At 28.5% G+C, this 14428-nt stretch carries 14 protein-coding genes; 3 read left to right on the top strand and 11 right to left on the bottom strand.

Going from position 1 to position 14428, the window contains the following annotated elements; translation table 11 throughout:
- Positions 1-68 precede the first annotated feature (68 nt).
- The 4 genes from aroF (ACFYH6_RS04600) to aroE all read right to left on the bottom strand — a co-directional run bounded on the left by aroF (ACFYH6_RS04600) (position 69) and on the right by aroE (position 3077).
- Complete coding sequence (gene aroF, locus ACFYH6_RS04600; RefSeq protein ID WP_316343763.1) at positions 69-1082, bottom strand: 3-deoxy-7-phosphoheptulonate synthase; 1014 nt, start codon at positions 1080-1082, stop codon at positions 69-71.
- 198 nt (positions 1083-1280) lie between these two features.
- Positions 1281-1733 (bottom strand): type II 3-dehydroquinate dehydratase, encoded by a 453-nt coding sequence (aroQ, locus tag ACFYH6_RS04595; protein ID WP_416180287.1) that lies wholly within the window; start codon positions 1731-1733, stop codon positions 1281-1283.
- A 12-nt stretch (positions 1734-1745) separates the two neighbouring features.
- Entirely contained in the window at positions 1746-2252 is a 507-nt protein-coding gene (locus ACFYH6_RS04590; RefSeq protein WP_416180286.1) for a shikimate kinase, read from the bottom strand.
- 15 nt (positions 2253-2267) lie between these two features.
- On the bottom strand, positions 2268-3077 hold the full coding sequence (aroE, locus tag ACFYH6_RS04585) for a shikimate dehydrogenase (RefSeq protein WP_416180285.1): 810 nt from the start codon (positions 3075-3077) through the stop codon (positions 2268-2270).
- 182 nt (positions 3078-3259) lie between these two features.
- Between aroE and ACFYH6_RS04580 the strand changes: the two genes are divergently transcribed.
- The gene (locus tag ACFYH6_RS04580) at positions 3260-3907 is read left to right on the top strand and encodes a pentapeptide repeat-containing protein (RefSeq protein ID WP_316343759.1); all 648 of its coding nucleotides are present in this window, start codon (positions 3260-3262) and stop codon (positions 3905-3907) included.
- Between the two features lie 154 nt (positions 3908-4061).
- On the opposite strand, the gene ACFYH6_RS04575 is transcribed toward ACFYH6_RS04580, so the two are convergent.
- Together ACFYH6_RS04575 and ACFYH6_RS04570 are read right to left on the bottom strand one after the other, a co-directional pair.
- Positions 4062-4469, bottom strand: coding sequence for a GNAT family N-acetyltransferase (locus ACFYH6_RS04575; protein WP_316343758.1), 408 nt, complete (start codon positions 4467-4469; stop codon positions 4062-4064).
- Between the two features lie 294 nt (positions 4470-4763).
- Entirely contained in the window at positions 4764-5564 is an 801-nt protein-coding gene (locus ACFYH6_RS04570; protein WP_416180284.1) for an SDR family NAD(P)-dependent oxidoreductase, read from the bottom strand.
- Positions 5565-6728: 1164 nt separating this feature from the next.
- On the opposite strand from ACFYH6_RS04570, the gene ACFYH6_RS04565 reads away from it, so the two are divergent.
- Complete coding sequence (locus ACFYH6_RS04565; RefSeq protein WP_416246458.1) at positions 6729-7406, top strand: transposase; 678 nt, start codon at positions 6729-6731, stop codon at positions 7404-7406.
- On the top strand, positions 7382-8293 hold the full coding sequence (locus tag ACFYH6_RS04560) for an IS3 family transposase (RefSeq protein ID WP_416246478.1): 912 nt from the start codon (positions 7382-7384) through the stop codon (positions 8291-8293). Before ACFYH6_RS04565 ends, ACFYH6_RS04560 begins: the two co-directional genes overlap by 25 nt.
- 62 nt (positions 8294-8355) lie before the next feature.
- Here ACFYH6_RS04560 and pheA read toward each other — a convergent pair whose 3' ends face one another.
- The 5 genes from pheA to aroF (ACFYH6_RS04535) all read right to left on the bottom strand — a co-directional run bounded on the left by pheA (position 8356) and on the right by aroF (ACFYH6_RS04535) (position 14248).
- Positions 8356-9483, bottom strand: a complete 1128-nt coding sequence (gene pheA, locus ACFYH6_RS04555) for a prephenate dehydratase (RefSeq protein WP_416179614.1) — start codon at positions 9481-9483, stop codon at positions 8356-8358.
- A complete protein-coding gene (aroC, locus tag ACFYH6_RS04550; protein WP_416179615.1) occupies positions 9483-10565 on the bottom strand; it encodes a chorismate synthase in 1083 nt (360 codons plus the stop codon). Before aroC ends, pheA begins: the two co-directional genes overlap by 1 nt.
- Positions 10543-11835: a 3-phosphoshikimate 1-carboxyvinyltransferase gene (aroA, locus tag ACFYH6_RS04545; protein ID WP_416179616.1), complete on the bottom strand. Its 1293-nt coding sequence runs from the start codon at positions 11833-11835 to the stop codon at positions 10543-10545. The genes aroC and aroA overlap by 23 nt, the downstream gene beginning before the upstream one ends.
- Before the next feature lie 124 nt (positions 11836-11959).
- Complete coding sequence (gene aroB / locus ACFYH6_RS04540) at positions 11960-12997, bottom strand: 3-dehydroquinate synthase (protein WP_416179617.1); 1038 nt, start codon at positions 12995-12997, stop codon at positions 11960-11962.
- 237 nt (positions 12998-13234) lie between these two features.
- Positions 13235-14248: a 3-deoxy-7-phosphoheptulonate synthase gene (gene aroF, locus ACFYH6_RS04535; protein ID WP_316343752.1), complete on the bottom strand. Its 1014-nt coding sequence runs from the start codon at positions 14246-14248 to the stop codon at positions 13235-13237.
- Positions 14249-14428 lie beyond the last annotated feature (180 nt).

The raw sequence follows: 14428 nt of genomic DNA, 5'->3' as shown, positions 1-14428 counted from the left end.
AATTATAAAACTTTTAAATTACGAAGTAATTTACTCATTCATTTTTTCATTCTTTCATTCTTTAATTACTATAGTTTCTTTCCTTCCATTTCAGCTAAAATCCTTACTTTATCCATGATTTTCTTAAAGGATTCTGGTTTTATTGATTGTTGTCCATCGCTTAATGCGCATTGTGGATTGTTGTGAACTTCTATCATAAGTCCATCTGCTCCTGCACTTATTGCTGCCTTTGCAAGTGGTTCAACAAGGTACCAGTATCCTGCTGCATGACTTGGATCTACTATTACCGGTAAATGTGATCTTCTCTTTATAACTGGTATTGCACTTAAATCTAATGTATTTCTTGTGTAGGTTTCAAAGGTTCTTATACCTCTTTCACAAAGTATTACATTATCATTTCCTGCAGCCATTATATATTCTGCTGACATAAGCCATTCTTCAATGGTTGCTGATAAACCTCTCTTTAATAATATAGTCTTATTAGTTTTACCTAATTGTTTTAATAAATCAAAGTTTTGCATATTTCTAGCACCAACTTGAATTACATCAACATCTCTTTCAAAAACATCTATATAATCAGTTGACATTATTTCCGTTACTATTGGCAATCCTGTTGCTTCCCTTGCCTTTTTAAGAAGCTCTAATCCCTCTAATTCTAGACCTTGGAAACTATATGGAGAAGTTCTTGGCTTAAATGCACCACCTCTTAAAAAATTAGCACCTGATTCCTTAACGCTTTTAGCTATTTCTATTATTTGATCCTCACTTTCAACAGAGCAAGGTCCAGCTATAACAGCTAAATTATCTCCTCCAATTAAACTACCTCTTACATCAATCACTGTATCCTCCGGTTTAAATAACCTATTAGCCTTCTTATAAGGCTCTTCAACTTTTAAAACTTTATCTACCCCAGAAAATCTTAAAAGCTTATCTGAATCTATTGCTCTAGTTTCACCAACTACGCCTATTATACAAAAGGTTTCACCTTGAGATAAGTGAATACCTAATCCTTTACTCTCTAATTCTCCCTTAACCTTCAATACTTCATCTTCACTACAATTTGGATTCATTACAATAATCATTTTTTCTATCCCTCCATACTACATTTAAATTAAGAATGAAGAATGAATAATGAATAATTATTGATATAACTCAGCATAGCTGAGTTATGAAATTTATAAATTCCCATGGAATTTAACATTCACTTTTACTTCTTCACTATTAATTTTCTTCATTTTTTTCATTCTTTCATTTTTCTAAACTCCGAAGGAGTTTATTCCTTAATTCTTCATTCTAAATTCTTCATTTTTCATTTTTAAGGCTTCCATAGCCATTACATAACCAAATTCTTTAAACCCACAAATTTGACCAATACATGCTGGTGCTATAACTGATTTATGCCTAAATTCTTCTCTTCCGTGTATATTTGATAAATGGACTTCTACTGTATTAATATTTACAGCTTTAATTGCATCTAATATAGCATAGCTATAATGAGTAAATGCTCCTGGATTTATTATTATTCCATCATACTTTTCATAATAAGCATTATGAATTTCATTAATTATTTCACCTTCAATATTGCTTTGAAATAATTTTATGTCTATGTTTCTTTTTTGTCCTTCTTCCTTAATATAATTGCAAATGTCTTTAAAATCTCTAGTTCCGTATATTCCTTTTTCTCTTATTCCAACCATATTTAAATTAGGACCGTTAATAACTAATATCTTCATATATTCCCCCCTTTACTTATTACTATTTATTGCTAGTATTATATAATCTATTACTGTTTCTATATCTTTATTATTACTAATTCTATATTGAGAATAATCCTTATATAAATTATATCTTTCTGAATATAGGTTGTAAAGTTTACTTCTGCCATCCTTTAATAATGGTCTTGAGTTAGTATCTACATCTTTTATAATATCTTCTATAGGTCTATCTATAAAAATAATAATTCCATTTTCTTTAAAATAATCTATATTTTCTTTTCTTTTAACTACTCCACCACCACTAGATATAACTATATTTTCCTTTATAATGCTTAATTCTTTGCAAGCCCTTGTTTCAAAATCCCTAAAGTAATCCTCACTTTTTTCAAATAATTCTTTAACTGTGCTTTTAGATATATCTTCGATATAGCTATCCATATCGCAAAACTTATATCCAAGTTCCTTTGAAAGTCTTTTCCCTATAGTAGTTTTCCCACATCCGGGCATTCCAATTAATAAAATTATATTCCTCTTCATACTAATCACCTAAAATCAAAGGAATTTTCTATTTATCTTATTATATATTTCTTCAATAACATATTCATTTATATCAGTATCTTGCCATATTTCTTGTGCTTTAGCTGCCTGCCCAATAAGCATGTAAAGGCCTCCAACATTTATTTTATTTAATTCTTTTCCATAAGATAAAAACTTAGTTTCCATAGGATTGTATATTAGATCCACTAAAACATCAAAATTATTAATTACTTCTTTAGATACTGGTGATTCTCCTATATTAGGGTACATTCCTACTGGTGTAGAATTAATTAAAATATCTCCTTTTAGTGATTTCAGTTCTTCATAGCTAATTAACTTTACATTTTCAAGTAAAAAGTCATCTTTTTTTGGATTTCTACTTACTATGTAAACCTCTTTTGCATTATTATCTATTAAATAATGTAATACAGCTCTTGAAGCCCCTCCATTACCTAGTATTACCACTACTTTATCATTAACTTCTATATTGTTAACCTTTAGCATATATCCAAATCCAAAATAATCCGTATTATATCCATATAATTTTCCTTCATTTAAATATATAGTATTAATTGCCCCTATTTTTTTAGCTTCATCAGATATGAAGTCAACATATTTTATTATATCCTTTTTATAAGGAATAGTTACATTACAGCCCTTTATTTTCAAAAGCTTTAAAGCTTCTATAAAGTCCTTTAGCCTATCTTTATTAACTTCAAATAACTTATATCCACCAGCTATATTTATTTGTCTTAATATTTCACTATGAATTTCTGGTGATATGCTATGAGAAAGTTTTTCTCCTAAAAGTCCATAAAACTCCATATATTACTTGCCCCCTTAAAAATATTACATATATTATATCACAAATGTTATATATTATTATCTTTTATTATTTGTGGCTTCTCAAGCTAGAAGTATTCATAATATGACATTTCTTTATTTCTATGTTAATATTAATTAAAATGTATAGCTTGAAAAATAATATATTTATTATGGAGGTAATAATGGCTAAAGATCAAAAAACTAAAGTTAATTTTAATTATGAAAATGTAGAAAAGAAAGATAAAAACTTTATGTATCAAAACCTTGAAAGAAGTAATTGCTATAATTGCAATTTTTCTGGTTCAAATTTTGACTATGTAAATTTTAGAGGTGCACATTTTAAATCCTGTAGCTTTTTAAAGTGTAGTTTTAAATTTGCAGAATTTATAGGTAGTAACTTTAAGAAAAGTAATTTTAAAAATGCTAAATTTGAAAATACTATTTTTGATTCAGTAAGATTAGATAATGTAGACTTTAAAGGTGCTAACTTTGTAAACACTATTTTTGTTGCAACTGATTTAACTAATGTTAAAAATTTAAATATAAATGATAAAGAAATAAGAATCTACCATGAAATGCCAAAGCTAGATATAAGTGAAGAACTTAAAAATGCTACTTTAAATGCCTTAAATAATAAATATGTAAAAAGTTCAAGAGTTTTAGATACCAGAGATGGAAGCATAAACCTATTAAGCATTATGATCCTTTTAGAAAATTTCAATGAAGAGGATTTAATTAAAGGATTAAACTTATTAGCTAATGAATTAGACAAAGATTTTTATACTTTAAGCTACTTAATAAAATATATTAAAACTAGTTTAGTATCTTAATCTTATATAATTAAATGAAGGTAGCAAAAGCAATTATTATATAATTAACTTAAGCTACCTTCTATCTATTAAATTTGGGATTTGCCTTCTTGCCTCCTTCCCTGTAGTTGAACGTGGTAATCCTAACTTATCTCCTCCTTTCATTTTATTGAATTTAGGATAGTTTCTCATACCTCCTTTCGTCATTCAATCTAAAGCCTTCTTTATTATAAAAATACACCTCCTCTTCCTTATAATTATTATAAATTGCAACTATAGAAGCTGCATTATAATCTGCTGCATACTTTTTAGCTTCAATCATTAGCTGATGGCCTACGCCAAGTCCCCTATACTTTTCCTCAACCATGATTTCTTTAATAGCTAAATTACTTTTGTAGCTTGTATCATTTAAAATTGTGAAATTTATATATCCTATAATTTCATCATTTAATTGAGCTACAATAATCTTAGAATTTTCATCTTCTATTATGGATTTAATGCTCGAATAATCTAAGTCCTCACTTAGCCTAACTATATCATTATAATCCTTAGAGTTCACATTCCTAACATCAAAACCAACCATAAGTATACCTCCCCTAAGTAAACCTTTTCAAGACCCCCATCTTTTATCAAAGATTCACTTTCTTCAAATTGACTATTTTCAGAAAATTCACAATATTTATTTATATTTTTATTATACACCTACTTTTTTATAATTTCCACTATTTTTATAAAAAAAAGCCGAAAAATATATAATGCTAGCTGTTCCGTCGCATACGCTCCAAGTCACACTAGCATTATATATTTTTCTTTCTAAAAGTTAATATATAAGGTAAAAAAGTAACAATCATATGATTGTTACCTTAATATCATTATATTACCAAGTACGAGATTTCATTTCTTTGAATTGTCCTACAGTAGACACATGAGAATTCAATCCACCATCTACTGTAACAACTTGTCCTGTAAAGTATTCACTTTCATCAGATGCTAAGTACAAGCAAATATTAGCAATATCTTCAGGGCTACCATAACGGTTAATCATAATGTTGTTTAAGAAGATATCTTTTAAAACTTTTGTTACATAGTCAGCATTTTCTGGTGTTACTATTAACCCTGGACGAACACAGTTACAACGAATATTTTCTTTACCATATTGTAATGCAGTTGATTTAGTCAACATATCTACACCAGCTTTAGCAGAAGCATAAGCAGTTGATCCAAGGTCTCCACCACATGAAGCCATTGAACCAATATTAATGATAGAACCTCCTTTATTTTCCTTCATATATGGTAAAACACATTTTGTTGCATAGAAAGTTCCTCGAATATCACTTTGGAAAATATTATCCCACATTTCCAATGTTAATTCATCCACACGTCCATCCTTTAAACAAACATTAGCAGCATTATTAACTAAAACATCAATCTTTCCATATTTTTCGAAAGTATATTTAAATAAAGCATCAATACTTTCAGTTTTTGTAATATCCATAAAATAATAAGATGCTTCTCCACCATCTTGAACAATACTATCAACTACAGCTTGACCTTTAGATTCACGACGTCCACAGATAACAACTTTAGCTCCTTCTTTTGCAAATAATTTAGCAATTCCAACTCCAATTCCACTAGTAGAACCTGTTACAATTGCCACTTTTCCTTTTAATCTTTCCATTATATATTCCTCCTTGTATAATCTAGTTGTAATATTTGATAGCAAACCATTTGTAATTCTAACGAACATTACACCTCTAATTAATCTTAATTTTCTTATTTATTATTCTACCTACGCCCCCTTGGGAATATGCATTTCATACTTAAAATAGTTTTTTATTTAAATTCCAAAAGGTATCTAAGAAAATTTAATATAGTTAAGTTTTCTCAGAAAAAAGTTCTTAATATTTTTATTTTGAAAAATCTCATTAGAGAATACTATAAACTTACAGATACATGCTCTACTTTTAAAAAGAAAATGATATTATCCTCCTTCCTCTAGGCAGTTTGTTTGTTAAAATATCTACTTATTTAGCGTTAATAAAGGCTTTTTAATTAGAAATAAATAACTTATTAAATAAAATCAACACCTGAATCTAATCATCTGAGTTTTCTGAATCTATTAAAAAAATATTAAAAAATATTGAATTAATAGATTCAATTCTAGTATATGAGGTATACCATCTATTGATTTAATAGTTGAAATAGGTGCTATTAATGGCTCTGTTACTCAGTCTGGTAACATGCTCTTTTTAAAAATTAATATTTTTAGAAATTTATTTAACTATTATTAGCTAGTCTTAATGGATATTTATTCCTGTAAGAATATGTTAATACAAATTGGTAAAATTATCAATAGATATAACCATTACTTTTATAAAATTTGTGAATTTTTTCTCAACTCTTATGGTTATATAATACTATTTTTCCCAAAGGCTTGATAAAGCATTTTTTTGTGGATTTTCTTTGAATTTTATATTTATAAATCATTGGAGTCTGAAATCAAGGACATGTATCTTATATAATAAAAATACTAGTTACTTAGGAGGATTTACTTATTAATGAAAATGTGAAAGAATATATAGATAAATATTCTAATGATATTAAAGAACTATATATTAAATTAAGAGCAATAATTTATGATAGTGTTAATCTAGAAATTAAAGAAAAACTATAGGCAAAATTGCCGAGCTATTATGTTGGAAATAATTTTGTGCGTTTAATTCCTTTTAAAGATCATATTAAGGTAAATAATAAAAATCCAGCAATTAATTTATGATATGCTCCCTTTATAGTAGACAGTTAAAATAATAAAACTGTTATTACTATGAAGGGAGTATTTTTTATGGGAAGAAAATCAAAAATATCAGTTGAAATTAAATTAGAAACTCTTGATGATTATATTAATGGTAATAAAACTATGTCACAAATATGCGCTGCTCTACAAATAAATCCAAGCTCAGTTGAAGATTGGTTACGTAAATACAAAACATTTGGGAAAGAAGGATTGATTACCGAATCTCATAACACAAAGTATTCATCTAAAATTAAAGTACAAGCGGTAAATGATTACCTTAACGGTAAGGGTTCTTTAAGCGATATATGTGTACTATACAAAATATCAAGTCGTAGTATTCTTAGAAGATGGATTAAGCAGTATAATGATCATAATATAGTTAAATTTAAAAAGACTAAAGGAGCTACTATTATGACAAAAGGAAGAAAAACTACTTATGAAGAAAGAGTTGATATTGTTTCATTTTGTATTGCTAACGCTAACGACTATAACTTAACTTCTAATAAATATGATGTTTCCTATCAGCAAGTTTATACTTGGATGAAGAAGTATAAAAAAGATGGATATAACGCCCTAGTCGATAGACGGGGTAGACATAAAAGAATTGAAGAGTTAAGTGAATCTGATAAAACTACTGCACATTTAAAACTTCTAAAAGCAGAAAATAAGCGTTTAAAAATGGAAAATGATTTCTTAAAAAAATTGAAGGAGATAGAAAGGAGGTAGATAAATACACTATTTCGTCAAAAAATAAGTATCTAGCAATAAAAGAGTTACATGAATTAGGATACTCAATATCAGGCTTATGTAAATGTGCGAAAATCGGACGAGCATCTTATTATAAATGGTTAAATCATTCAGAAACTTTTAGAGATAAAGAAAATAAAATTATCTTAGATGAAGTTTCTAAACTTTATTCAGAAGTAAATGGAATTTATGGCTATCGCCGTATAACGTTAAATATTAATCGAATATTAAATTCACAATATAATCATAAACGTATATATAGGCTTATGAGATCTATAAATCTTACGGCTGTTATTAGAAAGAAAAAGAAAAAATATATTAAAAGCACTCCTCAAATTACAGCTGAAAATATATTAAATAGAGAGTTTACATCAAATAAGCCAAATGAAAAATGGTTAACTGATGTTACCGAATTTAAATTAACTAATGGAAACAAGGCTTATTTAAGTGCAATACTGGATCTCGGTGATAACAGTATTATTTCTTATGTATTAGGTAAGTCTAACAATAATAAGTTAGTATTCGATACCTTAGATAAAGCTATTATTAGTAATCCGAACGCAACGCCACTATTCCATAGTGATCGAGGTTTTCAATATACAAGTAAAATCTTTAAAAATAAACTCAATGCTATTAATGCAATACAAAGTATGTCTAGAGTAGGTCGTTGTATAGACAACGGGCCGATGGAAAGCTTTTGGGGTACACTGAAGTCTGAAATGTATTACCTAAGGAAGTTTAATACCTATGAAGAACTTAATCAAGCTATTGATGAATACATGGAATTTTATAATACAAAAAGGTTGCAGAAAAAACTAAAAGGTATGGCTCCTATTGAATATAGAAGCCACACCTTAGCAGCATAATTTTTTATTATTTACCCTGTCTACTTGACAGGGGGCAGTTCATTATTACCGGATTTTTGTTATTAATTATTTGAATTTATATAGTTTCCTATTATTTTAAAGTAGCCACTATTTTTTTCTATAAGCTCTAGAGCATTTTTAACTAAGCTATCATTTAAGTTTCCTTCAAAATCTACATAAAGTAAATACTTCCAGGACTCATGTTTATTAGGTCTTGATTCTATCTTAATCATATTAATGTTATTTTCTGCGAAGTGTCTTAATAACTTGTATAATGTACCTGCCTTATCTTCTAGAGAAAATACCACACTAATTTTATTGCTAGTATCATCATATTTTAATTCTTTACCTATAATTATGAACTTAGTGTGATTATCTTTTTTATCATTGACATTATCTTTTAATATGCTTAAGCCATAAATTTTAGCTGCTCTTTTACTTCCAATAGCTGCTTTTTTCTTATCCTTTAAATCTGAAACTAACTTAGCACTTATTGCTGTATTATGATAGGGAATTAATTTAATATTATGGTATCTACTTAAAAATCCCTTACTTTGTTCAAAGCCTTGGGGATGAGAATATATTTCTTCAATATCATCTAAGTTAGCACCTTCTATTCCCATAAGATTTTGATCTATTTTTATACACTCTTCACCAACTATATAAAAATTATATTTAACTAAAAGATCATATACTTCAGTAATTGCTCCAGTATATGAATTTTCAATAGGAAGTATTGCATATTGTATTTCATTTTTTTCTAATGCATTAAAAACATCCTTAAAGCTCTCATAATTTTTAATGCTATCATAGGAATTAAAATATTTTCTTAATGCCTCTTCACTAAAGGAACCTTCAACACCTTGATAGCCTATTTTAACATTATCTTCAATTGTATTTACTTTTAAGTTATCCTTATTCTTTTCCATTAAATCTGCTTGCAAGGACCTACTAAGTTCCATAATTTTTTCAAAATAGATTCTAGTGATTTCACTATATTCTTTATTACTTAGAAGATTAATATTCTTTTCTATTACTTCCTCTTCCCTTTTAGCATTGAATATTGGAAGATTTCTTTCCTTTTTATATTCTCCTACCTTAATGGCAACATTCATTCTTTTTTCAAATAAAGCTATTAATTCTTTATCTATAGAATCAATTTCTCTTCTATAGTCTTCTAAGTTCCCCATTAGTATCTCCCCTTTATTAAATCTAGTATACCTATTGCAGCAACTGCTTCTATTACAGGTACTGCCCTTTGTACTATACAAGGGTCATGTCTTCCTTCTATTCTAAATTTAACATCCTTTTTATTATTTATATCAACAGTATTTTGCTCTTTTAATATAGATGCAGTTGGTTTTACTGCTACTTTAAATAATATAGGCATTCCATTGCTTATTCCACCTAAGATACCACCATTATTATTAGTTCTAGTTTTCACTAAATCTCCATCATAATAATACTCGTCATTTGCTTCTGAACCAAAGAGTTTAGTCATATCAAAGCCTCTTCCAAACTCTATTCCTTTTATTGCTGGTACAGAAAACATAAGATGAGCTAATGTTGATTCTATTGAATCAAAAAATGGATTACCTACCCCAGCTTTTATTCCAACTACAGCACATTCTATAGTTCCCCCTACTGAATCTCCATCATACTTTGCTTGCATAATCCTATGTTTAATCTTTTCTTCTAAGGAATCATTTATTAATGGTAATTCCTTATTTCTTAAATTTAATAACTCCATAGGAGAAATATTTGTAGGGTTAAAGCTATCATCTTCTATTTCCTTTATAGATGCTATATGAGCACCTATAACTATTCCTTTATCTTCTAAAATTTGCTTACATATAGCCCCTGCAAATACTAAAGGTGCAGTTAGTCTTCCTGAAAAATGACCACCACCTCTATAGTCATTAAAGCCTGAATATCTTTCAAAACCACTATAATCTGCATGACCAGGTCTTAAGAAATCCTTAGTTTTTGAATAATCCTTTGATCTAGTATCTCCATTTCTTATAATGGCACAAAGTGGTGTCCCAGTAGTTTTTCCTTCAAAATATCCACTTAATATTTCTGGTAAATCGGCTTCCTTTCTTGATGTAGATAATTGGTTTTTCCCTGGTGCTCTTCTTCCCATTTCAAATAGCACCTTATCCATATCAATTTCAAAGCCTGATGGAAGTCCATCTATATTAACTCCAATTGCAGCTCCATGAGACTCACCAAAAATAGATATTTTTATATCATTTCCAAAGACTCCACTCATTTATAGCCCCTCCTAACATTTTGTAATCCTCAAAAAATCTTGGGTAAGATTTTGCTACACAATCGTAGTCTGTCATAATTATAGGCTTTTTACACCTAGTTGCTGCTATTGCTAAAGTCATGGCTATTCTATGATCCTTCCAGCTCCATACTTCTACTCCGCCTTCTAGTTCTTCAACACCATATATTACTAGCCCCTCTTCTTTTTCTTCGATTCTAGCACCAAGCTTATTAAGCTCAGTTGCTACGGCCTTTAATCTGTCACATTCTTTAATTCTTAGCCTTCCAGCATTAATAATTTCTGTTTTCCCTTTTGATAATGCCGCTACTAAAGAAATTACAGGTATTATATCAGGACATTGTGACCCATCTATTATTGTAGAAACTAAATCTCCATCTACATGACAACTTAAATTATCACTAAAATTAAATTTAGCTCCCATTCTTTCTAAAATTTCTATTACCTCTTTATCTCCTTGAAGTGAGTCCTTTCTTAAATCTTGAACTTCAACTTCAGAGCCTAAGGCATCTGCACATAAATAAAATGCTCCTTGAGAATAATCTCCTTCAACTTTATAATTTCTAGAAACATAGCCCTGATTTCCTTTAATTACAAATTCTCTGTAATTATTATTCTCAATAGAAATACCAAAGTCTCTCATACAATCTAATGTTAAATCTATATAGCCCTTAGACTCTAGCTCTGTAGAAAGTATTATCTTTGAATCTTCCTTTAATAAAGGTAAAGTAAATAAAAGCCCTGTTATAAATTGAGAACTAATATTTCCTGGTAAAGTAAATTCGCCACTAACTAATTTTCCCTTAACCATTAAACTTAATCTACCATCAACTGTATTATAACTAATTCCTTGTTCCTTAAATATATCATAATAAGTATCTAATGGCCTTTTACCCAAATTGCCTCTTCCAACAAATTTAGTAATACCATCAAATAAAAGAGATACAGGAACTAAAAATCTAAGTGTAGAACCTGATTCATTACAATCTATAGTTCTAACTGAATTTCTCTTAACATCTTTATTAAAGGCCCCTGTAATAGTTAATTTATCCCCATCTTTTTCAATAACTGCCCCTAAAGATATCATTCCATCTATAGTTGCATTAATATCATCAGAGTAATCTATATTTTCTATTATAGAAACTCCACTGGCTAAAGCAGCACAAATTATAGCCCTATGAGCCATGCTTTTAGAAGGTGGAACCTTAACTAATCCCTTTAACTTACTATTATTAAGCTTTATTTCTTGCATAAAAACCCCCTTATTAAAATGTAGAATGTAGAATTATTGATGTAATTTGTTCCAAATTACTATTTTTTTATTATAATGAAAAAATTAAGGAATGAAGAAATACTTCTTCACTCTTACTTCTTACTTATAAACTATCTCTTTGTACTATTTTGCTTTCTCCAATTTTGTTTAGAAATATTAAATTTAGTTTGTTATTTATATTCTTTTTATCTAATGAAATTGTTTCTTTTATTTCATTAAGATTAATCTCTAGTTTATAAGGAAGATTATACTTAATTAATATATTCTTAATTATATCTGCTGTTCCTTTTTCTGTTTCAAAAGATGCTTCACTTATTTTTGTAATTTCATACATTCCTATAGCTACAGCTTCTCCATGAGTATATTTATTATATTTATAATATTTCTCAATGGCATGCCCTATTGTATGACCAAAGTTTAAAAGCATTCTTTCGCCAGTATCTTTTTCATCTTTTTCCACAACTTCTTTTTTTATTTTGCAACAGTTGTGAATAATATACTCAATATTGTTCATAACTTCTTCTTTATCTTTATATTTCATTAACTTATCAAAGAATTCTTTATCTTTTATGCATCCATATTTTATTACTTCTGCCATACCATCATTAAATACTCTGTCACTTAGAGATTTTAAAACCTCTGGATCTATTATGACTTTTTTAGGATGATAAAAACTACCTACAAGATTTTTACCTCTATCTAAATCTATACCTACTTTTCCACCTACACTACTATCTACTTGTGCCAATAATGTTGTAGGAACCTGTATAAATGAAATTCCTCTAAGATATGTAGATGCCACAAAACCACCTAAATCTCCAATTACTCCACCACCTAAAGTTATAATTAAATCACTTCTTGTAAGCTTAAAATTTAAAAGCTCATCATAAATCTTTGGTAAAGTAAAAAAACTCTTAGTTTCCTCTCCAGCTTCAAGAACTAGCTTCTTAGTATCATATCCAAAATCAGATAATTCCTTAAAAACCCTGTCTCCATAAAACTTATCAACATTTTTATCCGTTAATACAAATATCTTTTTACCCTTAAATACTTCAGATATTTCCTTACTTAAATTATTAAGCAAACCCTTTTGTATAATTATATCATAACTACTGTGAGATAAATCTACAGTTAACTTCATGTAAACACAGCCTCCTTTTAATGCATAATTAATAATGCATAATGCATAATTGTGGAAATAATTCAGACAAGCTGAATTATGAAATATTATAAATTCCTAAAGAATTTATTCCTTAATTATTTCATTCTTTCATTTCGATTTTGCGGATGCAAAAGAGAAACTTCATTCTTTCATTTTCCAAAACTCTATAAGAGTTTTCACCTTAATTATGCATTGTGCATTACGCATTATGCATTATTAAAGTTCTTTTCCTACTGCTGCCGCAATTGCTTTTAGTTCTTGAACTAGTGATTCATAATGGTCTGGTCTAATAGATTGTGGTCCATCGCAAAGTGCTTTTTCTGGATTGTTATGAACTTCTATTATTAATCCATCTGCTCCTACTGCTATTGCTGCTTTTGCTAGTGGAGATATCATAAATCTCTTTCCTGTAGCATGGCTAGGATCTACTATTATAGGTAAATGACTTAATTTCTTAACAGCTGGTATTGCACTTAAATCAAGGGTATTTCTTGTGTAAGTCTCAAAGGTTCTTATTCCTCTCTCACAAAGAATTACATTTTCATTTCCACCTGCCATTATATATTCTGCTGACATAAGCCATTCTTCTATTGTAGCTGATAATCCTCTTTTTAATAGTATAGGCTTTCTTGTTCTTCCTAGTTCATTTAATAAGTCAAAGTTTTGCATATTTCTTGCACCAACTTGAATAACATCAACATCTCTTTCAAATATTTCAACATCATATGGTGACATTATTTCTGTCACTATAGGTAATCCTGTTTTTTCTCTAGCTATTTTTAAAAGCTCAAGTCCATCATGCTTTAAGCCTTGGAAACTATATGGTGAAGTTCTTGGCTTAAATGCACCACCTCTTAAGAAATTTGCCCCTAATTTCTTAACTGATTCTGCTATATAAGTTAATTGCTCTTCACTTTCAACTGAACACGGTCCAGCTATCATAGCTATTTTATTTCCACCAATTTCACTATCCCCAACTTTTATTATACTATCATCTGGATGGAATAATCTATTTGCTTTTTTAAAAGGTTCTTGAACATGCATAACCTTTTCTACTATATCATTAGCTTCTATTTTTAATGGATCTATTTTACTTGTATCTCCTACAAGTCCTAATATAATTAAATCAGATCCAATTACAGGATTAACCTTTACCCCCTCTTTCTCTAATTCTTCTGTTAGCTTTTTAATTTCTAATTCATTTGTTTTTGGTTTTAAAATTATTACCATGAATAATGCCCCCTTTTATTATTAAATATTTTTTATTTTATTTGTATAAAAAAGAGAACTCCTAGGAGTTCTCTTGTAATAACCATATATTCATAAAACAAAATATATAAATTTATGTTAAAAACTCACTTTGAAAAGAATTATTTTTTTGTAAACAAAATAGCCAGCGCTAAAGAAAAA

Origin of the sequence: Clostridium sp. HCS.1, assembly GCF_047900555.1 — a bacterium.
Classification (GTDB): Bacteria; Bacillota; Clostridia; order Clostridiales; family Clostridiaceae; genus Clostridium.
This window is presented reverse-complemented; position numbering and strand designations above follow the sequence as displayed.

Excerpts from the sequence above, each read along its gene's own strand:
- ACFYH6_RS04590 (WP_416180286.1), bottom strand. The coding sequence starts at position 2,252 with ATGAAGAGGAATATAATTTTATTAATTGGAATGCCCGGATGTGGGAAA.
- aroE (WP_416180285.1), bottom strand. The coding sequence starts at position 3,077 with ATGGAGTTTTATGGACTTTTAGGAGAAAAACTTTCTCATAGCATATCA.
- aroF (WP_316343752.1), bottom strand. The coding sequence starts at position 14,248 with ATGGTAATAATTTTAAAACCAAAAACAAATGAATTAGAAATTAAAAAG.
- ACFYH6_RS04575 (WP_316343758.1), bottom strand. The coding sequence starts at position 4,469 with ATGGTTGGTTTTGATGTTAGGAATGTGAACTCTAAGGATTATAATGAT.
- ACFYH6_RS04570 (WP_416180284.1), bottom strand. The coding sequence starts at position 5,564 with ATGGAAAGATTAAAAGGAAAAGTGGCAATTGTAACAGGTTCTACTAGT.
- aroQ (WP_416180287.1), bottom strand. The coding sequence starts at position 1,733 with ATGAAGATATTAGTTATTAACGGTCCTAATTTAAATATGGTTGGAATA.
- aroB (WP_416179617.1), bottom strand. The coding sequence starts at position 12,997 with ATGAAGTTAACTGTAGATTTATCTCACAGTAGTTATGATATAATTATA.
- aroF (WP_316343763.1), bottom strand. The coding sequence starts at position 1,082 with ATGATTATTGTAATGAATCCAAATTGTAGTGAAGATGAAGTATTGAAG.
- ACFYH6_RS04580 (WP_316343759.1), top strand. The coding sequence starts at position 3,260 with ATGGCTAAAGATCAAAAAACTAAAGTTAATTTTAATTATGAAAATGTA.
- ACFYH6_RS04565 (WP_416246458.1), top strand. The coding sequence starts at position 6,729 with ATGGGAAGAAAATCAAAAATATCAGTTGAAATTAAATTAGAAACTCTT.
- pheA (WP_416179614.1), bottom strand. The coding sequence starts at position 9,483 with ATGGGGAACTTAGAAGACTATAGAAGAGAAATTGATTCTATAGATAAA.
- aroA (WP_416179616.1), bottom strand. The coding sequence starts at position 11,835 with ATGCAAGAAATAAAGCTTAATAATAGTAAGTTAAAGGGATTAGTTAAG.
- aroC (WP_416179615.1), bottom strand. The coding sequence starts at position 10,565 with ATGAGTGGAGTCTTTGGAAATGATATAAAAATATCTATTTTTGGTGAG.